Source organism: Streptomyces sp. NPDC092370, assembly GCF_044755265.1.
GTDB lineage: Bacteria > Actinomycetota > Actinomycetes > Streptomycetales > Streptomycetaceae > Streptomyces.
Map to the genome: position 1 here is coordinate 44,170 of NZ_JBIVQO010000015.1, position 22,505 is coordinate 66,674.

The 22,505-nt window shown below is 71.6% G+C and carries 18 protein-coding genes and 1 riboswitch; of the genes, 8 read left to right on the forward strand and 10 right to left on the reverse strand.

Annotated elements, in window-relative coordinates; all coding sequences use genetic code 11:
* Positions 1-60 precede the first annotated feature (60 nt).
* From ACIQHQ_RS33185 to sepH, 3 genes are all read left to right on the forward strand, one after another.
* On the forward strand, positions 61-1,299 hold the full coding sequence (locus ACIQHQ_RS33185; RefSeq protein WP_402619225.1) for an MFS transporter: 1,239 nt from the start codon (positions 61-63) through the stop codon (positions 1,297-1,299).
* Positions 1,259-2,578 carry a D-arabinono-1,4-lactone oxidase gene (locus ACIQHQ_RS33190; protein WP_402619228.1) on the forward strand — a complete coding sequence of 440 codons (1,320 nt, stop codon included), beginning with the start codon at positions 1,259-1,261 and terminating at the stop codon, positions 2,576-2,578. Before ACIQHQ_RS33185 ends, ACIQHQ_RS33190 begins: the two co-directional genes overlap by 41 nt.
* A 732-nt stretch (positions 2,579-3,310) precedes the next feature.
* The gene (gene sepH / locus ACIQHQ_RS33195) at positions 3,311-4,345 is read left to right on the forward strand and encodes a septation protein SepH (protein ID WP_390980045.1); all 1,035 of its coding nucleotides are present in this window, start codon (positions 3,311-3,313) and stop codon (positions 4,343-4,345) included.
* Between the two features lie 60 nt (positions 4,346-4,405).
* On the opposite strand, the gene ACIQHQ_RS33200 is transcribed toward sepH, so the two are convergent.
* The gene (locus ACIQHQ_RS33200) at positions 4,406-5,257 is read right to left on the reverse strand and encodes a sulfurtransferase (protein WP_402619232.1); all 852 of its coding nucleotides are present in this window, start codon (positions 5,255-5,257) and stop codon (positions 4,406-4,408) included.
* A gap of 250 nt (positions 5,258-5,507) precedes the next feature.
* Here ACIQHQ_RS33200 and ACIQHQ_RS33205 point away from each other — a divergent pair, with 250 nt between their 5' ends.
* Entirely contained in the window at positions 5,508-6,311 is an 804-nt protein-coding gene (locus tag ACIQHQ_RS33205; RefSeq protein ID WP_402619235.1) for a VOC family protein, read from the forward strand.
* A gap of 19 nt (positions 6,312-6,330) precedes the next feature.
* Here the strand turns inward: ACIQHQ_RS33205 and ACIQHQ_RS33210 are convergent, their stop codons facing one another.
* The 4 genes from ACIQHQ_RS33210 to ACIQHQ_RS33225 are packed head-to-tail and all read right to left on the reverse strand — an operon-like array spanning position 6,331 to position 11,781.
* Positions 6,331-6,981, reverse strand: a complete 651-nt coding sequence (locus ACIQHQ_RS33210; RefSeq protein WP_388247745.1) for a thymidine kinase — start codon at positions 6,979-6,981, stop codon at positions 6,331-6,333.
* A 46-nt stretch (positions 6,982-7,027) separates the two neighbouring features.
* Positions 7,028-8,224, reverse strand: coding sequence for an alkaline phosphatase family protein (locus ACIQHQ_RS33215; protein WP_402619238.1), 1,197 nt, complete (start codon positions 8,222-8,224; stop codon positions 7,028-7,030).
* A complete protein-coding gene (locus ACIQHQ_RS33220) occupies positions 8,224-8,811 on the reverse strand; it encodes a DUF5998 family protein (protein WP_402619241.1) in 588 nt (195 codons plus the stop codon). Before ACIQHQ_RS33220 ends, ACIQHQ_RS33215 begins: the two co-directional genes overlap by 1 nt.
* A gap of 51 nt (positions 8,812-8,862) precedes the next feature.
* Positions 8,863-11,781, reverse strand: coding sequence for a GNAT family N-acetyltransferase (locus ACIQHQ_RS33225; RefSeq protein WP_402619244.1), 2,919 nt, complete (start codon positions 11,779-11,781; stop codon positions 8,863-8,865).
* 179 nt (positions 11,782-11,960) lie between these two features.
* Here ACIQHQ_RS33225 and ACIQHQ_RS33230 point away from each other — a divergent pair, with 179 nt between their 5' ends.
* Positions 11,961-12,242: an HPr family phosphocarrier protein gene (locus ACIQHQ_RS33230; protein ID WP_033308341.1), complete on the forward strand. Its 282-nt coding sequence runs from the start codon at positions 11,961-11,963 to the stop codon at positions 12,240-12,242.
* Between the two features lie 157 nt (positions 12,243-12,399).
* On the opposite strand, the gene ACIQHQ_RS33235 is transcribed toward ACIQHQ_RS33230, so the two are convergent.
* From ACIQHQ_RS33235 to ACIQHQ_RS33250, 4 genes are all read right to left on the reverse strand, one after another.
* Entirely contained in the window at positions 12,400-13,095 is a 696-nt protein-coding gene (locus ACIQHQ_RS33235; protein WP_402619247.1) for a GntR family transcriptional regulator, read from the reverse strand.
* A 188-nt stretch (positions 13,096-13,283) separates the two neighbouring features.
* The gene (locus ACIQHQ_RS33240; RefSeq protein ID WP_402619250.1) at positions 13,284-14,072 is read right to left on the reverse strand and encodes a M23 family metallopeptidase; all 789 of its coding nucleotides are present in this window, start codon (positions 14,070-14,072) and stop codon (positions 13,284-13,286) included.
* 12 nt (positions 14,073-14,084) lie between these two features.
* A riboswitch (cyclic di-AMP (ydaO/yuaA leader) is annotated at positions 14,085-14,249 on the reverse strand.
* Positions 14,250-14,441: 192 nt separating this feature from the next.
* The gene (locus tag ACIQHQ_RS33245; protein WP_402619252.1) at positions 14,442-15,830 is read right to left on the reverse strand and encodes a M16 family metallopeptidase; all 1,389 of its coding nucleotides are present in this window, start codon (positions 15,828-15,830) and stop codon (positions 14,442-14,444) included.
* Positions 15,827-17,197, reverse strand: coding sequence for a M16 family metallopeptidase (locus ACIQHQ_RS33250; protein ID WP_402619255.1), 1,371 nt, complete (start codon positions 17,195-17,197; stop codon positions 15,827-15,829). The genes ACIQHQ_RS33245 and ACIQHQ_RS33250 overlap by 4 nt, the downstream gene beginning before the upstream one ends.
* Before the next feature lie 341 nt (positions 17,198-17,538).
* Here ACIQHQ_RS33250 and ACIQHQ_RS33255 point away from each other — a divergent pair, with 341 nt between their 5' ends.
* Complete coding sequence (locus ACIQHQ_RS33255; protein ID WP_402619257.1) at positions 17,539-19,995, forward strand: DNA topoisomerase (ATP-hydrolyzing) subunit A; 2,457 nt, start codon at positions 17,539-17,541, stop codon at positions 19,993-19,995.
* Here ACIQHQ_RS33255 and ACIQHQ_RS33260 read toward each other — a convergent pair.
* Positions 19,992-21,107: a CobW family GTP-binding protein gene (locus ACIQHQ_RS33260; RefSeq protein WP_402619259.1), complete on the reverse strand. Its 1,116-nt coding sequence runs from the start codon at positions 21,105-21,107 to the stop codon at positions 19,992-19,994. The genes ACIQHQ_RS33255 and ACIQHQ_RS33260 overlap by 4 nt on opposite strands.
* A 321-nt stretch (positions 21,108-21,428) precedes the next feature.
* Here ACIQHQ_RS33260 and ACIQHQ_RS33265 point away from each other — a divergent pair, with 321 nt between their 5' ends.
* Both ACIQHQ_RS33265 and ACIQHQ_RS33270 read left to right on the forward strand, forming a co-directional pair.
* Complete coding sequence (locus ACIQHQ_RS33265) at positions 21,429-21,986, forward strand: DUF6082 family protein (RefSeq protein WP_402619262.1); 558 nt, start codon at positions 21,429-21,431, stop codon at positions 21,984-21,986.
* Positions 21,987-22,260: 274 nt separating this feature from the next.
* A complete protein-coding gene (locus tag ACIQHQ_RS33270; RefSeq protein WP_402619476.1) occupies positions 22,261-22,488 on the forward strand; it encodes a hypothetical protein in 228 nt (75 codons plus the stop codon).
* The last annotated feature ends 17 nt before the right edge of the window (positions 22,489-22,505 follow it).

The following is a 22,505-nucleotide window of genomic DNA, read 5'->3' on the forward strand; positions in this document are numbered from 1 at the left end:
GTTCCGGGCCGTAAGCTGTGTCGACTGCGTTCGCAGCTTACTGAGCTTTTCGGAGAAACCGTGCCCAGCCCCTACCGCGCCCTGTTCGCAGCCCCAGGCTCCAAGGGTTTCTCAGCTGCGGGCTTCCTCGGCCGGATGCCGCTGTCGATGATGGGCATCGGCGTGGTCACGATGGTCTCGCAGCTCACGGGGCGGTACGGGCTGGCCGGTGGCCTGTCGGCCACCATCGCGCTGGCCGCCGCGGTGGCCGGGCCGCAGGTCTCGCGTCTGGTGGACCAGTACGGGCAGCGGCGGGTGCTGCGTCCGGCCACGCTGATCTCGCTCGCGGCGGCGGCCGTCCTGCTGGTCGCCGCGCACTACTCGTGGCCGGACTGGGTGCTGTTCGCGGCCTGCGTCGGCATCGGCTGTGTGCCGAGCGTCGGAGCGATGATCCGGGCCCGCTGGGCGGCGCTGTACCGGGGCACCCCGCAGCTGCACACCGCGTACTCCTTCGAGTCCGTGGTGGACGAGGTGTGCTTCATCTTCGGGCCCATCATCTCCATCGGCCTGTCCACGGCCTGGTTCCCGGAGGCCGGCCCGCTGCTCGCCGCCTGCTTCCTGGCCGTCGGCGTGTTCTGGCTGACCGCGCAGCGCGCCACCGAGCCCGAGCCGCACCCGCGCGAGCGCAAGGGCGGCGGCAGCGCGATGCGCGCGCCGGGCCTTCAGGTCCTGGTGGCCACCTTCGTCGCCACCGGGGCGATCTTCGGGGCGGTCGACGTGGTCACGGTGGCCTTCGCCGACGAGGAGGGCCACAAGGCCGCGGCGAGCGTCGTCCTCGCCGTGTACGCGGCGGGCTCGTGTGTGGCGGGCATGGTCTATGGGCTGTTGCGCTTCGCCGGGGCACCGGAACGACGGTGGCTGCTGGGCGTATGTGCCATGGCCGTGAGTATGATCCCCCTCCTACTGGTCGGAAACTTGCCGTTTCTGGCCGTGGCGCTGTTCGTTGCGGGTCTGTCCATCGCTCCCACGATGATCACGACCATGTCCCTCATCGAAGAGCACGTACCACGCGCGCAGCTCACCGAAGGAATGACCTGGGTGAGCACCGGGCTCGCGGTGGGGGTCGCACTCGGCTCCTCCGCGGCCGGCTGGGTGATCGACGCGGCCGGGGCGCGTGCCGGGTACGGGGTTTCGGCGGTGGCCGGGGCCGTCGCGGTCGCGGTGGGTTTCCTCGGGTTCCGCCGGCTCAAGCAACCGGCACCGGGTGGGGGAGGCTCCGTTGAGCAGCACAGCGAACGGAAAGAACGGCACGTGGCGTAACTGGGGCCGCAACGTCTCCGCGCGTCCCGCGCGCGAAGTCACCCCTGCCTCCGTCGACGAGCTGACCGCCGCCGTGCGGCGGGCCGCCGAGGACGGCCTGAAGGTGAAGGCCGTGGGTGCCGGGCACTCCTTCACGTCCATAGCCGCGACCGACGGAGTGCTGATCCGTCCTCACCTGTTGACCGGCATCCGCGGCATCGATCGCGAGAACATGACGGTCACGGTGGAGGCCGGCACCCCGCTCAAGAGGCTCAACATGGCCTTGGCGCGCGAGGGTCTGTCGCTCACGAACATGGGCGACATCATGGAGCAGACGGTCTCCGGGGCCACCAGCACCGGCACGCACGGCACGGGTCGTGACTCCGGCTCGATCGCCGCCCAGATCAAGGGCCTGGAGCTGGTCACGGCCGACGGCTCGGTCCTCAGCTGCTCCGACGAGGAGAACCCGGAGGTTTTCGCCGCCGCCCGCATCGGCCTCGGCGCCCTGGGCATCGTCACCGCGATCACCTTCGCCGTCGAACCGGTGTTCCTGCTCACGGCCCGCGAGGAGCCGATGCCGTTCGACAGGGTCCTTGCGGACTTCGAGGAACTCTGGGCCGAGAACGAGCACTTCGAGTTCTACTGGTTCCCCCACACGGGCAGCACCAACACCAAGCGCAACAACCGCAGCGCCGGTCCGGAGAAGCCGGTGCCGCAGCTCCAGAGCTGGTTCGAGGACGAGTTCCTCTCCAACGGCGTCTTCCAGGTGGCCAACTGGGTCGGCCGCGCGGTGCCCGTCACGATCCCCGCGATCGCCCGGATCTCCAGCAAGGCCCTGTCCGCGCGGACCTACACGGACATCCCCTACAAGGTCTTCACGTCCCCGCGCCGGGTGCGCTTCGTGGAGATGGAGTACGCCGTTCCGCGTGCGGCGGTGGTGGAGACGCTGCGCGAACTGAAGGCGATGGTCGACCGCTCCGGCCTCCGGGTGAGCTTCCCCGTCGAGGTACGTACCGCCCCCGCCGATGACATCACGCTGTCCACCGCCTCCGGCCGGGACAGCGCGTACATCGCCGTCCACATGTTCCAGGGCACGCCCTACCAGCGGTACTTCACCGCGGCCGAGCGCATCTTCGTCGCCCACGAGGGCCGTCCGCACTGGGGCAAGATCCACACGCGGGACGCCGAGTACTTCTCCCGGGTGTATCCGCGCTTCGGTGAGTTCACGGCGCTGCGGGATCGTCTCGATCCCGACCGGCGGTTCCAGAACGACTACGTGCGGAGGGTTCTGGGGGCGTAGGCGACGCGCCGGGGTGGTGTTCCCGGTGCCCTCGCTCCCGGTGGCGCTCGGCGTCGGAGCCGGGCCGGTCCCTCGGTGGCGGCCGCGGGTGGCCCGGCTCAGCCCGACCGGGGTCAGACCCTCAATGGTGGCCCGGGGGGCCCGGCTCAGTCCGACCGACGACCCCGGCGCCCCTACGGCCGGCCCGTCCGGCAGGCCCGAAGCCGGCTCGTAGGGAGTGGTTTTGGCCATCGCCAGATCGAGGACGACGGCCGCCGCGTGCACCGGCCGCTACCCCGTGCGGCCCGTACACGGTCGTTGAACCGCACAAGAAGGGGCGTGCGGCCGACAGTCTTGCCTCCGATTCTGGTGATTACGTGAAGTTCCCCACGTTCAAGATCGCGGATGGGGGGCAAGGGGCGGCCGAGTCCCTCCTCTTGCGAGAAGTTGGGACGGCGCGCCAATCCACGCACGTGGCCCAAATGGAGTACTGTGGCGAGCCCTGGGTCCGGTCTCCCGTGAGGGTGTACAGGGCCTTGAGGACCGCCGGGAGGAGGCTAGTTGCACAGGGTGACAGGTTTCGTCACTTAGCGTTGCGAATAGGTAACCGTGCCATAACGGCGATCCAGGGCCCGTGCCCGACACGCCGGGCAACTCGGCAAGGTTGTGGCAGGCTGCACCCGGGCAGGCCACACTCGACTAGCGGAAGCAGCGACGCACGTGACGTCGGCAGGCACCACCCGGGAGGTCCCCATGCCCGAACTGCGTGTCGTGGCCGTCTCGAATGACGGCACACGGCTGGTGCTGAAGGCTGCCGATTCTACGGAGTACACGCTTCCGATCGACGAACGCCTGCGCGCCGCCGTGCGCGGCGACCGTCCCCGTCTCGGCCAGATCGAGATCGAGGTGGAGAGCCACCTCCGGCCCCGCGACATCCAGGCACGTATACGTGCGGGCGCGACCGCGGAAGAGGTCGCGCAGATGGCCGGCATCCCCGTCGACCGGGTGCGCCGCTTCGAGGGCCCCGTGCTCGCCGAGCGTGCCTTCATGGCCGAGCGGGCTCGCAAGACCCCCGTCCGCCGCCCCGGCGAGAACTCCGGCCCGCCGCTGGGCGAAGCCGTACAGGAGCGGCTGCTGCTGCGCGGCGCCGACAAGGACACCGTCCAGTGGGATTCGTGGCGTCGCGACGACGGCACGTGGGAGGTCCTGCTGGTCTACTGCGTCGCGGGCGAGCCGCACTCGGCGAGCTGGACGTACGACCCGCCCCGGCGGCTCGTCCAGGCCGTCGACGACGAGGCGCGCTCCCTGATCGGCGAGTCCGACGACCTGGCCGCGCCCGAGCCCAGCTTCCCGTTCGTCCCCCGCATCGCCCGACTGCCGCGCGATAGACCGCTGGACCGCCCCGAGCGCGAGCGGCCCAGCCTGCCCGCGCAAGCGTCCGAACCGGTCGAGGAGACCACGGGCGAGCGCGACTCGCTGACCAGCCTGCTGGAGGCGGTGCCGAGCTTCCGCGGCGACCTGGTGGTTCCGGAACTCCCCCCGGCGGAGCCCGAGGAGGAGCCCGTCGTCGCCGAGGTCGAGGAAGAGGAGCCCCCCGCTCCCGCGGCCTCCGCCGGTTCCGCCTATGCGGACGTCCTCATGCCGCGGTCCGTGGGCAGCCACCGCGACCGGCTCATCGGCGCCACCGATCGCCAGGCCGAGGCGGACGGCGTGCGCCCGGGCCGCAGAGCGGCCGTACCGAGCTGGGACGAGATCGTGTTCGGCACACGGCGCAAGAAGCAGGAGTAGCCCCACGGCTGACCAGTGACGAGGGCCGCGCCTTTGGCGCGGCCCTCTCCTCGTGTCACGTCACCGGGGGTCCGGCCCGACGGCGACCGGCCGGTCCGGGTCCGAGGACCACTCCGACCACGACCCCACGTACAACTCGGCCGGAATGCCCGCGGCCGCCAGCGCCAGGACCTCATGGGCGGCCGAGACGCCCGACCCGCAGTACACGCCGACCCTCGCCCCCTCGGTCACGCCGAGTTCCTCGAACCGCGCCCGCAGTTCCGCGGCGGGCAGGAAGCGCCCGTCGGCCCCCACGTTCTCCGTGGTGGGCGCCGACACCGCGCCCGGGATGTGCCCCGCCACCGGATCGATGGGCTCCACCTCACCCCGGTAGCGCTCCCCCGCCCGCGCGTCCAGCAGCACCCCGGACCGCGCCAACTCCGCGGCGGCGTCGGCGTCGAGCAGTCCGGTCGAACCCGGCTCGGGCACGAAGTCGCCCTCCGCCGGAACCGGCACGGACTTCTCCAAAGACCCCTCCCAGGACGGCAACCCGCCGTCGAGGACTCGCACGTCCGGGTGACCCGTCCAGCGCAGCAGCCACCACGCCCGGGCCGCCGCCCACCCCTGGCCGCCGTCATAGACCACCACCGGTGTCCGGGACGACACGCCCGACCGGCGCATCGCGGCACCGAAGTGCGCGAGGTCCGGCAGCGGATGCCGACCACCCTCCCCCGGCGCTGAGGCCAACTCCCGGTCCAGATCGACGAATACGGCCCCGGGAAGGTGTCCTGCCTCGTATGCGGCCCGGCCGTCGAACGGCGGCTCGCCGGCCGCTTGTGCCGCGGTGAGCTGCCAGCGGACGTCGAGCAGGACCGGCGGGTGGACGCCCGCGAGGTCCCTCGCGAGCTCGGATGCGGAGATGATCGCGTTCATGGCCCCATCCTCGCGCACGGGGTGGCCGAGCCGTCCGTGTCCGGCTACTCTGCTCGGCCGGAGCGGGACGATCACACGGCGTACGGGAACAAGCACGTGCTGTACAGCTGAACGACATACGCCGACAAGCGCGCCGCGAGGGACAGGGCCCGCACCTCGGGCATTCTCCCGGGCAAGGGACGCCCCACAGGGCTTCCCCCACCGGGGCTGCGGAGAGCACGGCCACCGCGAGGCCGAGAAGAGAGTGACGATGACCGACGCACGGGGGTCCGCCGGACCGAACGGTGACACACCCGCTCGGCACGCGCCCGGCACGCCCTGCTGGGTGAGCCTGATGGTGCACGGCCCGGCCGCGACCGCGGAGTTCTACGGAGCGCTGTTCGGCTGGGAGTTCCAGCCGGGGCCCCAGCAACTCGGCCCGTATGTGCGTGCCCTGCTGGACGGACGCGAGGTGGCCGGTATCGGCCGGCTGCCGCCGGACCGCCATCTGCCCATCGCGTGGACGCCCTACTTCGCGTCGGAGGACGTGGATCTGACGGCCGAGACGGTACGCAGCCGCGGCGGCACGATCGGCGTGGGTCCGCTGGACTCCGCCGACGCCGGCCGCATGGCGATCGGCTCCGACCCCTCGGGGGCGGTCTTCGGCATCTGGCAGGCCGCCGCCCACCTCGGAACCGCCGTCTCGGGCGTTCCCGGCACACCCGCCTGGAACGAGCTGCTGACCTTCGAGTCGGCGAGCGCCGCCAAGTTCTACCGCACGGTGTTCGGCTACGAGGAGGAGCCGGTGGTCTCCGCCGACTTCGACTACGTCACTCTGCACCTGGACGGCGGGCCCGTCGCCGGCATCCACGGCCTGGGGCGCGCCCTGCCCCGCGACCAGGGACCGCACTGGGTCACGTACTTCCAGGTCGCCGACGTCGACGACGCACTGGACCACCTCGTCCACCTCGGCGGGCACGTCCTCAAGCCGGTGCACGACACCGCCCAGGGACGGGTGGCGAGGGTGGCGGATCCGGAAGGGGCGCGGTTCGCGCTGCTCCAGCAGCCGGGCTGACGGCCCGGCGAGCCGCGCTTCAGGCGGACGTCACCGGCAGCACGTCCGGCGACAGGGCTGCGGCGTGGGCCGTCGCCGCGGTCATCCGACGGCGGTGGTGACGGCGGCACAGGACCTCGTAACCGACCTCGTCGGCCGAGTGCGTGACGTCGCCGACGACCACCTGAGCCCCCTCGACCACCATCACCCCGCCTATCGTGCGGGCGTTGTGCGTGGCGCGGGCTCCGCACCAGCACAGCGCCTCGACCTGGAGCACCTCGACCCGGTCTGCCAGTTCCACCAGCCGCTGCGAGCCGGGGAACAGCTTGGAGCGGAAGTCGGTCGTGATGCCGAAGGCGTAGACGTCGAGGCTCAGGTCGTCGACCACGCGCGCGAGTTGGTCTATCTGCTCCGGGGCGAGGAACTGCGCCTCGTCGGCGATCACGTAGTCGGCACGGCCGCCCTGCGAGAGGTGGTCGACGAGGTAGCCGTAGAGGTCCTGCCCGTCCCCGACCTCCACCGCGTCCGTGACCAGGCCCAGGCGCGAGGACAGCTTGCCCTCGCCGGCGCGGTCGTCACGCGAGAAGATCATGCCCTGCAAGCCGCGCGCCGAGCGGTTGTGCTCGATCTGGAGAGCCAGCGTCGACTTCCCGCAGTCCATCGTTCCGCAGAAGAACACCAGCTCGGGCATGGGGAGATGAGCACCTTTCGGCGTGGCAGGTCGGGGCGGGGCAGTTTCAGGAGCGTACTTCGAGCAGGGGTACCAGCTGCTCGGCGGGGGTCATCGAACCGTGGTTGCCCACCATCGCCGACTCCTTCGGCTCCCGCTCGGAGGCGATGAGCAGGACATCGTCCCGGGCCGCGGCGACCACGTCACCGATCCGGCCGTACACCCGTTCGTCGATCCGCGGGCCGAACCAGCCCGCCGCGATGGCCTCGTCGCGTGAGGCCACCCAGAACTGCTCGCCGAGTACCTCGCGCCAGCAGGTCAGCACGTCGTTCGCGGCGCCGGGCACCGCGTAGACGTGCCGGGCGCGGCCCTCACCGCCGAGCAGGGCGACTCCGGCGCTCAGCTCCCAGTCCTCGTCGAAGTCGATGCGGTGCTGCTCGTCGAAGGGCACGTCGATCATGCCGTGGTCAGCGGTGACGTAGAGGGCGCTGCCCGGCGGCAGTTGCTCGGCCAGGCGCTGGACCAGGCGGTCGGCGTACATGAGCTGGCCGCGCCAGGCGTCGGAGTCGACGCCGAAGCGGTGGCCGGCGCCGTCGACCTCGGCGAAGTACGTGTACACCAGGGAGCGGTCGCCCGCGGCCAGTTGCTTGGCCGCCAGGTCCATGCGGTCCTCGCCGGACAACCGCCCGAGGAACGTTCCTCCACTGAGCGCGACCTTGGTCAGCGGGGTGTTCTCGAAGGTGGGGGAGGACACCTGCGCCGCGTGCACCCCGGCCGCGTGCGCCAGCTGGAAGACCGTGGGGTACGGCTGCCAGGGGCCCGGCGGGGTCCACGGCTGCCAGCGCAGCTGGTTCATCAGCTCGCCGGTGTCGGGGTTGCGGACGGTGTAGCCGGGCAGGCCGTGCGCGCCGGGCGGCAGACCGGTGCCGACGGAGGCGAGGGAGGTCGCCGTGGTCGCCGGATAGCCGGCGGTGAGCGGACGCCCGGTGCCGCCGCGGGAGGTGGCGAGCAGGGACGTCATGAAGGGGGCGTCGTCGGGATGTGCCCTCAGCTGCTCCCAGCCGAGGCCGTCGATAAGGAACACGCAGTTCCGGTCGGCGGGGGTCAGCTCGGTGATCGTGGCGCTCATGTCCGGTACGCCCAGGCCGGCGGCGAGGGTGGGCAGGAGGTCGGCGAGCGATCCACTGCCGTATTCGGGTACCGGTGCGGAGGCGAGGGCGAGCGGTTCGGGGTGGTCGTCCCAGGCCGTGTTGGGCTGTGCCATCAGCGGGTCGTGTCCGCGGTCGCCTCGGAGAGGGCCTGCGCGAAGGCGAGCGCCTCGCGCACGGTCTCCGGTCCGTCCCCGGCCTCGCTGACGCGCAGACTGAGGTCGTCCGCCGTCGAGTTGCCGGTGTAGCCGTGGTCCGCCTCACAGTTGGGATCGCCGCAGGCGGCCGGTTCCAGGTCGATGCGGGAGACGGCACCCCAGCCGATGGTGAGGACGACCTCACGGGGCAGGGTGCCCGGCTTGTACGACTCGGGGTTGGCGACCACACGGCTGACCACGATCGACGAGATGCGGCCGATCTTCACGGACTCCGTCGATGTCGTGGCGTACGGCGTGGGGGAGGTGGTGTCGGCGGCCTGCTCGTCGGTGTGGCTGACGATGAAGCGGTTGTCGGTGAGGACGAGCACCGTGACGTGCCGGCGCACCTCGTTCTGGTCGAACGTCGTCTCCTGGTGGACCAGGTACGACCGGATGGGCTCGCCGCCCACGGCGGCCTCCACCGCCTCGGCCACGAGGGCCGGGTAGTAGCCGCTGCGCTCGATCGCCGCCCGCAGCCCCTGGGTCGTCGTACTGGTCTTGGCCATGACGCCCATCCTACGGGGGACCACTGACTGCGAGGGACAGCTCGCCCCCTGTCAGTACGCGGGGAGGGTGCGCGGGCCGAGATCGTCGCGGGCGGGCGGGGGCGCGAGGCGGACAAAGGCCCCCAGGACACTCAGGCCGTGCGAGGCGACGACGACCGGCTCCAGGGTGACCGCGACGACCTCGGGGTGGTCGTCGACCAGCCGGGACACCCGCAGCAGCAGCTCCTCCAGGGAGCGGGTGTCGGCGGGTGCGGAGCCGCGCCAGCCGAAGAGCAGGGGGGCCGTACGGATCGAGCGCACCAGCGAGGCCGCCTCCCGGTCGGTGACCGGGATCAGCCGGTGCGCGGTGTCCCCGAGCAGCTGCGAGGCGGCCCCGGCGAGCCCGAAGGAGAGCACGGCCCCGGCCGCGGGGTCGATCACGGCCCGTACGACGACGTCCACACCGCGCGGCGCCATCCGCTGCACCACCGGCCGCAACTCCTCCGGCGCACCGAACAGCTCGGTCAACTCGGCGTACGAGCGGCGCAGTTGGTCCTCGTCCGCGAGGTCGAGACGGACGCCGCCCAGGTCGGCGCGGTGCCTGAGGTGCGGGGCGGTGGCCTTGAGGGCGACGGGGTAGCCGAGGGTGCGGGCGGCTTCGGCGGCGGCGTCGGGGGACGGGGCGTGCAGGGCGCGGTGGACCTGGACGCCGTAGTGGCCGAGCAGCTCGCAGGTCTCGTCCGTGCCGAGCGTGAGTCCCTGTCCACGCGCGAGCAAGCCGCCGATCAGGGCGGCGGCGCCCTTCTCGTCGATGTCGTCGTACTCGGGCACCCTGCCGGGGCTTGCCGCGTCACGCCGCCACTGCGCGTAGGTGACGGCCTGGCCGAGAGCGCGGACGGCACGCTCGGCGGCGGGGTAGGCGGGGATGAGGTGGGCGCCCTCGGGGGCCTCGGCGGTTCCTTGGACCTCCGGGGCCGGGGGCCGCTGTTCGGTGGGCGCCGGGCGCGGGGCGTCGCCGTGACCCGCCGCGGCCTGCGACACCGGGCGCGGGGCGTCGCCGTGACCCGCCGCGGCCTGCGACACCGGGCGCGGGGCGTCGTCGTGACCCGCTGCGGCCTGGGGCGCGGTGCTCGCCGCCGCGGAGAGGGCCTCCGCCAGGCCGCCGAGCTCCACGTGGACCACCAGGACCGGTTTGGCCGGAGCGGCGGCCGCCGCCGAGCGCAGGGCCTGCGCGAGGGTCGTGTCGCCGACCGAGCCCTCCCCCACCGCCGGTATGGCGGTGACGACGACCGCGTCGCACCGGTCGTCGGCCAGCGCCCGGGACAGGGCCGCGTGGAAGTCCGCCGCGGAGGCCGCGGTGGTGAGATCCTGCGGGGGGTGCGGTCGCAGGCCCTCGGCCAGGCACGCGTCGTACGTGAGCAGGCCGAGCGACTCGGAGTTGCCGAGGATCGCCACCCGGGGCCCGGCGGGCAGGGGCTGGCGGGCCAGCAGCAGGCCCGCGTCCACCAACTCGGTGATGGTGTCGACCCGGATCACGCCGGCCTGCCGCAGCAGCGCCGAGACGGTCGCGTGCGGCAGCCGGGTCGCGCGTACGGCGTGTCCCTGCGGAGCGGCGCCGTGCCGCGCGCCCTGGACGACGACCAGGGGCTTGGCGGCGGCGGTCCGGCGGGCGAGGCGGGTGAACTTGCGGGGGTTGCCGATGGACTCCAGGTACATGAGGACCACGTCGGTGTCGGGGTCCTCGTACCAGTACTGCAGGACATCGTTGCCGGAGACGTCGGCGCGGTTGCCGGAGGAGACGAAGGTGGAGACGCCGGTCACGCCCGTGACGCCGCCGCCGCGCCGGTGCAGCCGGGACAGCAGGGCGATGCCGATGGCGCCGGACTGGGCGAACAGGCCGATCCGGCCGGGGCGCGGCACCTCGGGGGCGAGGGAGGCGTTGAGCCGTACCCGCGGGGAGGTGTTGATGATGCCGAAGGCGTTCGGGCCGATGATCCGCATCCCGTGGGTACGCGCCTGCCGTACGAGTGCGCGCTGGCGTTCGCGCCCCTCGGGGCCGCTCTCCGCGTACCCGGCGGAGACGACGACCAGCCCCTGCACGCCGTGTTCACCGCACTCGGTGACGACCTCGGGGACGTGCTCGGCCGGTACGGCGACGACGGCGAGGTCGACCGGGCCGTCGATGTCCCGCACCGAGCGGTGGGCCGGCACCCCGTCGATCTCCTTCTGCCCCTCCGGGAGGGCCTTGTTCACCGCGTAGAGGCGTCCGCCGTACCCGGCGTCGCGGATGTTGCCGAGGACGCTGCGGCCCACGCCGCCCGGCGTGCGCCCGGCGCCGATGACGGCGACCGAGCCGGGGGCGAGCAGCCGCTGCACGGAGCGCGCCTCGGCGCGGTGCTCGCGCGCGTACTGCACGGCGAGGGAGCGGTCGGTGGGTTCGAGGTCGAACTCCAGACGGACGACGCCGTCCTCGAAGCTGCGCTTCTGGGTGTAGCCGGCGTCCGTGAACACCTTGATCATCTTGTTGTTCGCGGGCAGCACCTCGGCGGCGAAGCGGCGGATGCCGCGCTCGCGGGCGACGGCGGCGATGTGCTCGAGCAGGGCGGAGGCGACTCCGCGGCCCTGGTGGGCGTCCTGCACGAGGAAGGCGACCTCGGCCTCGTCAGCGGGTGCGGACGCGGGCGTTCCGTCAGCGCCGATGCGGTCGTAGCGTACGGTGGCGATGAACTCGCCGCCGACCGTGGCCGCGAGTCCCACCCGGTCCACAAAGTCGTGGTGCGTGAAGCGGTGGACGTCCTTGGCGGACAGGCGAGGGTACGGCGCGAAGAAGCGGTAGTACTTCGACTCGTCGGAGACCTGCTCGTAGAAGCTGACCAGGCGATCGGCGTCATCGACGGTGATGGGCCGGATGCGCGCGGTACCCCCGTCGCGCAGCACCACGTCGGCTTCCCAGTGGGCGGGATACTCGTGCCGGTCCGGCGAGGTCTGCATGGGCCCCAGAGTACGGCTAGCGTCCGACAGCGGCGCGAGGCAGTCTGTGGAGGGCGTCAGTCGGGTCGAGGCCGCGATCCGACGGCACCCCGGGACGGTCCTGGAGGACCGCTTCCGGCACAGCTTCACGGTATGGGAAACTGGTCTAGACAACCCTGAAAAGCGAAGGGCAGCAACACATGGCTGAGCGCCGCGTCAACGTCGGCTGGGCCGAGGGTCTCCACGCCCGTCCCGCCTCCATCTTCGTCCGAGCCGCCACGGCCGCAGGCGTCCCGGTGACGATCGCCAAGGCAGACGGCAAGCCCGTCAACGCGGCCTCGATGCTGGCCGTCCTGGGTCTCGGCGCCCAGGGTGGCGAGGAGATCGTCCTCGCCTCCGACGCCGAGGGCGCGGACGCCGCCCTTGACCGGCTGGCCAAGCTGGTCTCCGAGGGTCTCGAAGAGCTTCCCGAGACCGTCTGATTTCCCGGGCGCCCTATCGGGCGTACAGCGAAGGGCTCGTCCGAATTCACCGGGCGGGCCCTTCGCCATTCCCGGACCTCCGGCAGGAATTCTCGAATCAGGGCAGCTTGAATAGGCCCCGTCGAATTAGCCGCTCTCTTTGTATACGGCTGTCGTGTTAATGCCGCAGGCTCGACGTGTTTACGGGATGTTGCGAGTTCCTCACACGCTCGGCGCGCTCCCCGGCGGAGACGAGGCGCAGGCGGTGGGCGCCCGTCGCGCGCTCGGTGTGCAGCGCCGTGACCGCCCGCGCGCGCTCGGCGTCCCCACGCGCCACCGCGTCCACGATCGCGCCGTGCTCGGTCCAGGACTCCACGGGGCTGAGCGGCGCCTCCACCGCGTACATCCATGCGATCTTGTGGCGGAGCTGGGTGAGCATCGAGGTCAGCGCGGGACTGCCGGAGGCCTGGGCGAGCGTCTCGTGAAACCAGCCGCCCAGGGAGCGCAGGTCGTCGCTGGTGCCCCGGCGGGCCCGCTCCTGGCCCAGCCGGACCAGCCCGCGCAGGACCTTCAGATGCGCCTCGGTGCGGCGCTGGGCGGCCCGGGCCGCGCCGAGCGGTTCCAGCAACATGCGCATCTCCAGCAGGTCGGCGGCCTCCTGCTCGGTGGGCTCGGCCACGCACGCGCCCGCGTGCCGACGGGTCACCACGAAGCCCTCGGCCTCCAGGGTGCGCAGCGCCTCGCGGACGGGGACCCGCGAGACGCCGTAGCGGCGCGCGAGGAGTTCTTCGGTGAGCCGGCTGCCGCGCGCGTGGACACCCGCGACGATGTCGTCCCGGATGGCCGTGCACACCGAGTGCGCGGGAATACGCATGCCCGACCTCCGCTTAATCCCCGTGAAACGCCGGCGACCGGCGCGTGTTCCGTGACTCTATTGCAATGAGCCGGAATTTCCGACGGCAGGCGGGAATCCATGGATATTTTTTGGACAGCCCGCCGCCGTGAACGCCGAAAGCCCCGGCTCGGGGAGCCGGGGCTTCGGGGACGGCGACGAGGTGTCGGTCAGACGTTCACGCCGTGCGAGCGGAGGTAGGCGACCGGGTCGATGTCCGAGCCGTACTCCGGGCTCGTGCGGGCCTCGAAGTGCAGGTGCGGGCCGGTGACGTTGCCGGTCGCGCCGGACAGGCCGATCTGCTGGCCGGGGGTGACCTGCTGGCCCACCGAGACGCCGATGGAGGACAGGTGGCCGTACTGGGTGTACGTCCCGTCGGTCATCTTGATCACGATCTGGTTGCCGTAGGAGCCGCCCCAGCCGGCCTCGACGACGGTGCCCGCGCCGACCGCGTGGACGGAGGTGCCGGTGGCGGCATGGAAGTCGACACCGGTGTGGCTGCCGGAGGACCACAGGCCGCTGCTGGTCTTGTAGCCGGTGGAGACGTACGAGCCGGAGATCGGGGACACGTAGGTGTTGAGACGCTTGCGCTCGGCCTCGCGGGCGGCGCGTTCCTTGGCCTCACGGGCCTTCTCGGCCGCTTCCTTGGCCTTCTTGGCGGCCTCCGCGGCCCGCTCGCGGGCGGCCTCCTCGGCCTTCTGCTTGGCGGCGGCCTCGTCGGCGGCCTGCTGCTGCGCGATGGCCTGGGCGTCGATCTGCTGGGCCACGGTGTCGCCCATGGTGACGACCGGGGTGAGGCCCGTCTGCTCGGCGGTGGGCTCGGTGGCGAAGGCCGCGGGGGCCGCCACGGTGCCGATCACGCCGGTGGTGGCGAGGGCCGCGACGCCCGCCGCGCGGGCGGTGCCGCGCTGGATCCTGCTGGGACGACGGTGCTTGCCGGCGGCGCGAGTGAACGCCATGGAATGGCTGGTCCTTTCCTTCCCTCTCGCCTACCGGGTTAGCTGACGGGTTCGGAGCAGGAAGGTCTCCTACGGACTCCCTCGCGACTCGCGCGGGCGCCCGATTCACCCCAGGGACTGCGATGGGTCCCCGGCTCCCCTGGCTCGCGCCGTACGGGGACTCGGCGATGACTGTCCGGTGCCGCGGGTGCGGCGCACTGCCTGACGAACAGCCCGGATGACGCTAAACGGCGCCACTTTCAATTCCCAAACGAATCCCGGTGTTTGTAGCGCATCCCACAGGGCAGACGGGCAACCTCCGTATCAATTCGGGCATAAAGGGGCCCTGGCGCCTTGGAAGGCGGCCAGGGCCCCTGCGCGCGCGTGCCGCTACTCGGCGGCGACGACGGTGACTTCGCCGATGCCGAGGGCCTCCACCGGCGCCTTGATCTGCGTCGCGTCACCGACGAGGACCGTCACCAGACGGTCCACCGGGAACGCGCTCACGGCCGCCGCCGTGGCCTCCACGGTGCCCGTGGCGGCGAGCTGCCGGTACAAGGTGGCCTGGTAGTCGTCGGGCAGGTGCTGCTCGACCTGGTCGGCCAGCGTGCTCGCGACCGCCGCCGCCGTCTCGTACTTCAGCGGCGCCACGCCGACCAGGTTCTGCACGGCGACGTCCCGCTCGGCGTCGGTCAGACCTTCGGCGGCGAGGGTGCGCAGCACCGTCCAGAGGTCCTCCAGGGCGGGGCCGGTGTTGGGTGTGTCCACGGAACCGCTGATGGCGAGCATCGCGGCACCCGTGCCGTCCGGGGCGGACCTGAGGACCTGGCCGAACGCCCGCACGCCGTAGGTGTAGCCCTTCTCCTCGCGCAGGACGCGGTCCAGGCGGGAGGTGAGGGTACCGCCGAGGCAGTAGGTGCCGAGCACCTGCGCGGGCCACACGCGGTCGTGCCGGTCCGGGCCGATCCGGCCGATCAGCAGCTGCGTCTGGACGGCACCCGGGCGGTCCACGATGACGACCCGGCCTGTGTCGTCGGCGGTCACCGGCGGCACGGGGCGCGGCTCGGCCGAGGAGCCCGTCCAGGCGCCCAGGGTGTCCCCGAGCAAGGCGTCGAGGTCGATGCCGGTGAGGTCGCCGACCACCACCGCGGTGGCCGTGGCGGGGCGGACGTGCTTCTCGTAGAAGCCGCGTACGGCCGCGGAATCGATCGTGGCGACCGTCTCCTCGGTGCCCTGCCGGGGCCGCGACATTCGCGAGCCCGCCGGGAACAGCTCCTTGGAGAGTTCCTTGGCGGCGCGGCGGGAGGGGTTGGCCAGCTCGTGGGGGATCTCGTCGAGGCGGTTGCGGACCAGCCGCTCCACCTCGCTGTCGGCGAACGCGGGCGCCCTGAGGGCGTCGGCGATCAGGCCCAGCCCCTTGGCGAGCCGGGAGGCCGGCACCTCCAGGCTGAGCCGGACGCCGGGGTGGTCGGCATGCGCGTCGAGGGTGGCGCCGGCGCGCTCCAGCTCGGCGGCGAACTCCTCGGCGGAGTGCTTGTCGGTGCCCTCGGAGAAGGCCCGGGCCATGATCGTGGCCACACCGTCGAGGCCGGACGGCTCGGCGTCCAGGGGGGCGTCCAGCAGCACCTCCACGGCGACGACCTGCTGGCCGGGGCGGTGACAGCGCAGCACCGTCAGGCCGTTGTCGAGCGTGCCCCGCTCGGGTGCCGGGAAGGCCCAGGGCCGGGCCTCGCCCGCCTGCGGCCGGGGGTGGAAGTCCATCGTGGCGAGCTCGGTCACTTGGCCGCCTCCTCGTTCTCGTCGGTGGCCGCGGCTGCGGTGTCCTCGGCGTCGTCGGTCTCGTCGGCGACGGGCTCGTAGACGAGCACCGCGCGGTTGTCGGGCCGCAGGCGGGCCTTGGCGACCTCCTGGACCTCCTCCGCCGTGATCTCCAGCACGCGATGGACGCCGGTCAGGGCGAGCTGCGGGTCGCCGAACAGCACGGCGTACCGGCACAGTTCGTCGGCTCGGCCCGCGACCGTGCCGAGCCGGTCCAGCCATTCGCGCTCCAGCTGGGCCTGGGCGCGCTCCATCTCCTCGGCGGTGGGGCCCTCCTCGGCGAACCGGGCGAGCTCCTCGTCGATGGCGGTCTCGATGACCGGAACCTCCACGTCACCGGACGTCTTCACGTCCAGCCACCCCAGGGAGGGCGCCCCGGCGAGCCGCAGCAGGCCGAAGCCGGCCGCCACGGCCGTACGGTCGCGCCGCACGAGCCGGTTGTAGAGGCGGGAGGACTCACCGCCGCCGAGGACGGTGAGGGCGAGGTCGGCAGCGTCACACGCGCGCGTGCCGTCGTGCGGCAGCCGGTAGGCGGCCATCAGCGCGCGCGCCGGGACCTCCTCCTCGACGACCTCGCGCAGCTGCTCGCCGATGGTCTCCGGCAGCGACCCGTCGCGCGGGGCGGGCTTGCCGTCGTGACCGGGGATGGAGCCGAAGTACTTCTCGACCCAGGCGAGGGTCTGCTCCGGGTCGATGTCGCCGACGACGGAGAGCACGGCGTTGTTCGGCGCGTAGTAGGTGCGGAAGAACGCGCGCGCGTCCTCCAGGGTCGCCGCGTCCAGGTCGGCCATCGAGCCGATCGGGGTGTGGTGGTAGGGGTGGCCCTCCGGGTAGGCGAGGGCGGTCAGCTTCTCGAAGGCCGTGCCGTAGGGAACGTTGTCGTAGCGCTGGCGGCGCTCGTTCTTGACGACGTCCCGCTGGTTCTCCATCGACTCGTCGTCGAGCGCGGCCAGCAGGGAGCCCATGCGGTCGGCCTCCAGCCACAGCGCGAGTTCCAGCTGGTGGGCGGGCATGGTCTCGAAGTAGTTGGTCCGCTCGAAGCTGGTCGTGCCGTTCAGCGAGCCGCCCGCGCCCTGGACCAGCTCGAAGTGGCCGTTGCCCTTGACCTGGGCGGACCCCTGGAACATCAAGTGCTCGAAAAGGTGAGCCAGGCCGGTACGCCCCTTGACTTCGTGGCGTGAGCCGACGTCGTACCAGAGGCACACCGCCGCGACCGGGGTCAGGTGATCCTCGGAGAGCACCACGCGCAGGCCGTTGGCCAGGCGGTGCTCGGTCGCTGTCAGGCCTCCGGAGCCTGCCTGGGCTGTGGCCGTGTGACCCATGGGCATGTACGTCCCTTCGATCGAAGAGCGGTTGTTCAGACCGCGGATTCCTGCCGGTCCTGCCACTGTATGCAAGCGCGCGAAGCCCTGGTGAAGTTCCCGGCGGCGACCTGGGGCCGGACAGCGCGAGAGGCGTCCTGGACCGGCCCCTGGTCCCGGTTGTCAGTGCGGCGGTCCACAATGGTCGGCGTCAGATCCGGATCGCAGCAGCATGAGCGAGCCGCAGGGGCGGCCGGTGACGAGAGGGCGAGCGCGCGCAGGCCCGACGGGCTGAGTACGGTCGACGTCGCGTCACCGACATGAACGCCCCATAGGCGAGCGACCAGTAACAGGAGGAGCCGGCAGCGATGGCCCGCCGCAGCACGAAGACCCCGCCGCCCGACGACTCGTACGAGGAGCGGATCCTCGACATCGACGTCGTCGACGAGATGCAGGGCTCCTTCCTCGAGTACGCGTACTCGGTGATCTACTCCCGCGCCCTGCCGGACGCACGCGACGGCCTCAAGCCGGTGCACCGCCGCATCGTCTACCAGATGAGCGAGATGGGGCTGCGTCCCGAGCGCGGATACGTCAAGTGCGCTCGTGTCGTCGGCGAGGTGATGGGCAAGCTGCACCCGCACGGCGACGCGTCGATCTACGACGCCCTCGTGCGCATGGCCCAGCCCTTCTCGATGCGGGTCCCCCTGGTCGACGGCCACGGCAACTTCGGCTCGCTGGGCAACGACGACCCGCCGGCCGCCATGCGGTACACCGAGTGCCGGATGGCCGAGGCGACGAGCCTGATGACGGAGTCGATCGACGAGGACACCGTCGACTTCAACCCCAACTACGACGGCCAGGAGCAGGAACCGGTTGCCCTGCCGGCCGCCTTCCCCAACCTGCTGGTCAACGGAGCCTCGGGCATCGCGGTCGGCATGGCCACGAACATGGCGCCGCACAACCTGCGCGAGGTCATCGCCGCCGCCCGCCACCTGATCAGGTATCCGAACGCGGATCTCGACGCCCTGATGAAGCACGTCCCGGGCCCCGACCTGCCCACCGGCGGCCGCATCGTCGGTCTGTCCGGGATCCGGGACGCCTACGAGTCCGGCCGCGGCACGTTCAAGATCCGGGCGACGGTGTCGGTGGAGCCGGTGACGGCCCGGCGCAAGGGCCTCGTCGTCACGGAGCTGCCCTTCACGGTCGGCCCCGAGAAGGTCATCGCCAAGATCAAGGACCTGGTCGGTTCGAAGAAGCTCCAGGGCATCGCCGACGTCAAGGACCTCACCGACCGCGCGCACGGCCTGCGTCTGGTCATCGAGATCAAGAACGGCTTCGTGCCGGAGGCGGTCCTGGAGCAGCTCTACAAGCTGACGCCGATGGAAGAGTCCTTCGGCATCAACAACGTGGCCCTGGTCGACGGCCAGCCGCTCACGCTGGGGCTGAAGGAGCTCCTGGAGGTCTACCTCGACCACCGCTTCAACGTGGTGCGGCGGCGCTCGGAGTTCCGTCGCGGCAAGAAGCGTGACCGGCTGCACCTGGTCGAGGGTCTGCTGACGGCCCTGCTGGACATCGACGAGGTCATCCGTCTGATCCGCTCCAGCGAGAACTCCGCGCAGGCCAAGCAGCGCCTGATGGAGCAGTTCTCGCTGAGCGAGGTGCAGACGCAGTACATCCTCGACACGCCGCTGCGCCGTCTGACCAAGTACGACCGCATCGAGCTGGAGTCGGAGAAGGACCGCCTCAACGCGGAGATCGAGGAGCTCACCCGGATCCTCGACTCGGACACGGAGCTGCGCAAGCTGGTCTCCTCCGAACTGGCCACGGTGGCCAAGAAGTTCGGCACCGACCGGCGCACGCTCCTGCTGGAGTCGGGCGGCGCCCCGGTCGCGACCGTGCCGCTCCAGGTGGCCGACGACCCGTGCCGGGTGCTGCTGTCCTCCACGGGTCTGCTGGCCCGCACGGCGAACGGCGAGCCGTTCGCGGAGGACGCCGGCGCCAAGCGCGTGAAGCACGACGTGATCGTCTCGGCGGTGCCGGCCACCGCCCGCGGTGAGGTGGGTGTGGTCACCTCTGCGGGCCGGCTGCTCCGGCTGAACGTGATCGACCTGCCCCAGCTCCCGGAGACCCCGGCGGCGCCGAACCTCGCGGGGGGCGCGCCGCTGGCGGAGTTCGTCTCCCTGGAGGACGACGAGACGGTGGTCTGCCTGACCACGCTCGACGAGTCTTCGCCGGGCTTGGCGCTCGGTACGGCGCAGGGCGTCGTCAAGCGCGTGGTGCCGGACTATCCGGCCAGCAAGGAAGAGCTCGAGGTGATCAGCCTCAAGGAGGGCGACCGGATCGTCGGCGCCGTCGAGCTGCGCACCGGCGAGGAGGACCTGGTCTTCATCACCGACGACGCGCAGTTGCTGCGCTTCCAGGCGTCCCAGGTCCGCCCGCAGGGCCGCCCCGCGGGTGGTGTGGCGGGCATCAAGCTCGCCGAGGGCGCGAAGGTCATCTCCTTCACGGCGGTGGACCCGGCCGTGGACGCCGTCGTCTTCACCGTCGCGGGCTCCCGGGGCACACTGGACGACTCCGTCCAGACCACGGCCAAGCTGACGCCGTTCGACCAGTACCCGCGCAAGGGCCGTGCCACCGGCGGCGTCCGCTGCCAGCGGTTCCTGAAGGGCGAGGACTGCCTGTCCCTGGCCTGGGCGGGCCCCGTCCCGGCCCTCGCCGCGCAGAAGAACGGCACCCCGGCCGAGCTCCCGGACATCGATCCGCGCCGCGACGGCTCGGGGGTGTCCCTGGCGAAGACGGTGTCGGTGGTGGCCGGCCCGGTCTAGGCCGGATCGGCGAGATCCTCCTCGGGCCCGCGTACGTACCGCAGGACGCCCCACATGCCGTGGTCGTCGGCGTGTGGGGCCTCGCTCCTGCACGCCTCCAGTTCCTTGCCGAGGGCGGGGGCGTCGATCCCGGAGCCGATGAGGACCAGCTGGGTGAGGCGTTCGCCGCCGGCCGGCCAGGGCTCCGGGTAGAAGCGCAGGAACCGCCCGACGGCATGGACGGCGTAGCGGTTGCGGACGTCGTACGGCCCGAAGTCGACGTAGCCCTTGATCCGGTACAGCCCCTCGGGCCGGCTGTCCAGGAAGGTCATCAGGCGACGCGGGTCGAGGGGGTCCGGGGAGACGAACGACAGGCTGTCGTAGGCGGCGTGCAGGTGACCGGCGTGATGGTGCGGGTGGTCGCCGGAGTCGCCTTCGGTGCGGCCGTCTTCGCACGGGTGGTCCTCGCGCGGGTCGTCTTCGTGCAGGTCGTCGAAGGACAGCTGCCCGATGCGTTCCTCGCCGGGCCGGCAGTCGAAGAGGAACTCGGGGTCGATCCGGCCGTAGGAGGCCGGGACGACGGCGGCGCGGTCCACGAGGGACCGGACCAGCCCCAGGACGCGTTCGCCGTCCGCCGCCCGGTCGAGCTTGTTGACCACGACGAGGTCGGCCAGGGCGAGATGACGGTCGATCTCGGGGTGCCTGGCCCGGGTGTCGTCGAACTCGGCGGCGTCGACGACCTCGACGAGCCCGCCGTACACGACCCCGGGGTGCTCGCTGGCGAGCAGCATCCGTACGAGTTCCTGCGGCTCGGCGAGGCCGCTGGCCTCGATGACGATGACGTCGATGCCGAGGGAGGGCTGGGCGAGCCGCTCCAGGTACTGGTCCAGTTCGCTCGCGTCGACGGCACAGCACAGGCAGCCGTTGCCGAGGGAGACCGTCGAGTCGCCGAGCGCCCCCGCCACCGCCATCGCGTCGATCTCGATCGCCCCGAAGTCGTTGACGAGGGCGCCGATCCTGCTGCCGCCGCTGCGGTGCAGGAGATGATTGAGCAGGGTGGTCTTTCCCGAGCCGAGGAATCCGGCCAGGACGACCACCGGGATCTGCTGCGGTTTCGGACTCGGCTGGCTCACCGTGCGACCTCTCTCGCGCCGACGCGTGCACCGGCTCGCGTTCCCGGCACACAGGGAAAATGGGGATGCGGACCCAGGATACGAGCCATGAGATCCAGACCTGAGTGAACGATTGTTAGCACCACGCGCGGGGCAGACGTTGGGCATGGCGCCGGTTTGTGCGACCCTCGCTTCCCTCCGTGCGCCTCCTCTCCGCCTCCCTGCCGATCAGAGCCGCTCGGCACTCTGGGAGACGGCAAGCGCCGCCCACCGCTCGCCGGTCCCCTCCCGTCGACCCGCACCCCGACGACCGGCGGACGGCCGCCTGAACCGGGGGTTGACATGGCCACACAGAAGTTTGGGTTTCGAGGGCTGAGGGCCACTGCCTCGGCGGGGTGGGGTCTGGCGGCGGGTGCCGCCGTCGCCCTGGCCCTGCAATGGCCCGCGTTCCACGCTCTGCGTGCCCGGATCGAGCACCTGGAGGAGGCCGCGCAGGCGCAGCGCCGGACCAACTTCGTTCAGCAGCAGCGTCTGCACTGGGAGTTGCTGAGCAAGGCGATGGACGACCCCGAGCTGGCCGAGGTGCTCGACGCCTACGACGGCACGGTCTCCCCCGCCAAGCAGCGCCAGTTCCTCTTCGCCAACGCCCTGTACACCAACGCCCTGTGCTACTACCGCATGGGCAACATGACCCGAGAGGAGTTCTTCGGCTTCGCCCGGAGCATGCTGCAGAACCCCCTCTTCCGGGAGTACTGGTACGCCAGCCGCCCGCACCGGGCAACGCTCGTCGACACCTCCGCCGAGGCCGGGCTCGGACGTATGGTCGACGACCTTCTCGTGCAACTGGAGGAGACGGACCTCGACGAGTGGTGGGTGGTCGGGGACCCGCCGGGCGAGTAGCTCCACGCTTCGGCCGTAAGCACGGCACCGCGCGGATCACTCTTCGGAACACATCACACGGCTGGGCGGTAACGAACCCGTAAACCGGCGCGTTTCCCCAGGTGCCAACAAGGTTGACTACTGCGCATCCCGCGAACCGGGTCGACCACCGCCGAACCGCCGCTCCACGCCGCCCGGTTGTCGAGGCCGCGGCCCCACAGGGCCGCATCGCACCGCAGGCGCAGTGCGCACACGCCTCGAGATCAAAAGGAACGCAAGAACAGTGAGCCACATCATCCGTCGGATTGGCACCCCTCCCAGCGCCCGGGGCAGTGCGACTGGTGCCAATTGCCCCGATATCTTCGAGCTGTCCGACGGCAGGTTCGCTGTGATCGGCACGGACCTCACCGAAGAACTGGACGGGAAGCTCCCCACCGACGCGTCCAGAGCGGACTACGAGCGCATCGTCGTGGTCTCCCGCAGGACCCTCATCGACGCGAAGGTGGACATCCCCGACGTGTGATCCCACCGGTCCCCCAC

Bases quoted from the DNA above. Each gene is read 5' to 3' on its own strand.
- ACIQHQ_RS33200 (WP_402619232.1), bottom strand. From the start codon at position 5,257: ATGAACGCGATCATCTCCGCATCCGAGCTCGCGAGGGACCTCGCGGGC.
- ACIQHQ_RS33255 (WP_402619257.1), top strand. From the start codon at position 17,539: ATGGCCCGCCGCAGCACGAAGACCCCGCCGCCCGACGACTCGTACGAG.
- sepH (WP_390980045.1), top strand. From the start codon at position 3,311: ATGCCCGAACTGCGTGTCGTGGCCGTCTCGAATGACGGCACACGGCTG.
- ACIQHQ_RS33235 (WP_402619247.1), bottom strand. From the start codon at position 13,095: ATGCGTATTCCCGCGCACTCGGTGTGCACGGCCATCCGGGACGACATC.
- ACIQHQ_RS33215 (WP_402619238.1), bottom strand. From the start codon at position 8,224: ATGGCACAGCCCAACACGGCCTGGGACGACCACCCCGAACCGCTCGCC.
- ACIQHQ_RS33250 (WP_402619255.1), bottom strand. From the start codon at position 17,197: ATGCCCATGGGTCACACGGCCACAGCCCAGGCAGGCTCCGGAGGCCTG.
- ACIQHQ_RS33230 (WP_033308341.1), top strand. From the start codon at position 11,961: ATGGCTGAGCGCCGCGTCAACGTCGGCTGGGCCGAGGGTCTCCACGCC.
- ACIQHQ_RS33210 (WP_388247745.1), bottom strand. From the start codon at position 6,981: ATGCCCGAGCTGGTGTTCTTCTGCGGAACGATGGACTGCGGGAAGTCG.
- ACIQHQ_RS33220 (WP_402619241.1), bottom strand. From the start codon at position 8,811: ATGGCCAAGACCAGTACGACGACCCAGGGGCTGCGGGCGGCGATCGAG.
- ACIQHQ_RS33205 (WP_402619235.1), top strand. From the start codon at position 5,508: ATGACCGACGCACGGGGGTCCGCCGGACCGAACGGTGACACACCCGCT.
- ACIQHQ_RS33240 (WP_402619250.1), bottom strand. From the start codon at position 14,072: ATGGCGTTCACTCGCGCCGCCGGCAAGCACCGTCGTCCCAGCAGGATC.
- ACIQHQ_RS33225 (WP_402619244.1), bottom strand. From the start codon at position 11,781: ATGCAGACCTCGCCGGACCGGCACGAGTATCCCGCCCACTGGGAAGCC.
- ACIQHQ_RS33265 (WP_402619262.1), top strand. From the start codon at position 21,429: ATGGCCACACAGAAGTTTGGGTTTCGAGGGCTGAGGGCCACTGCCTCG.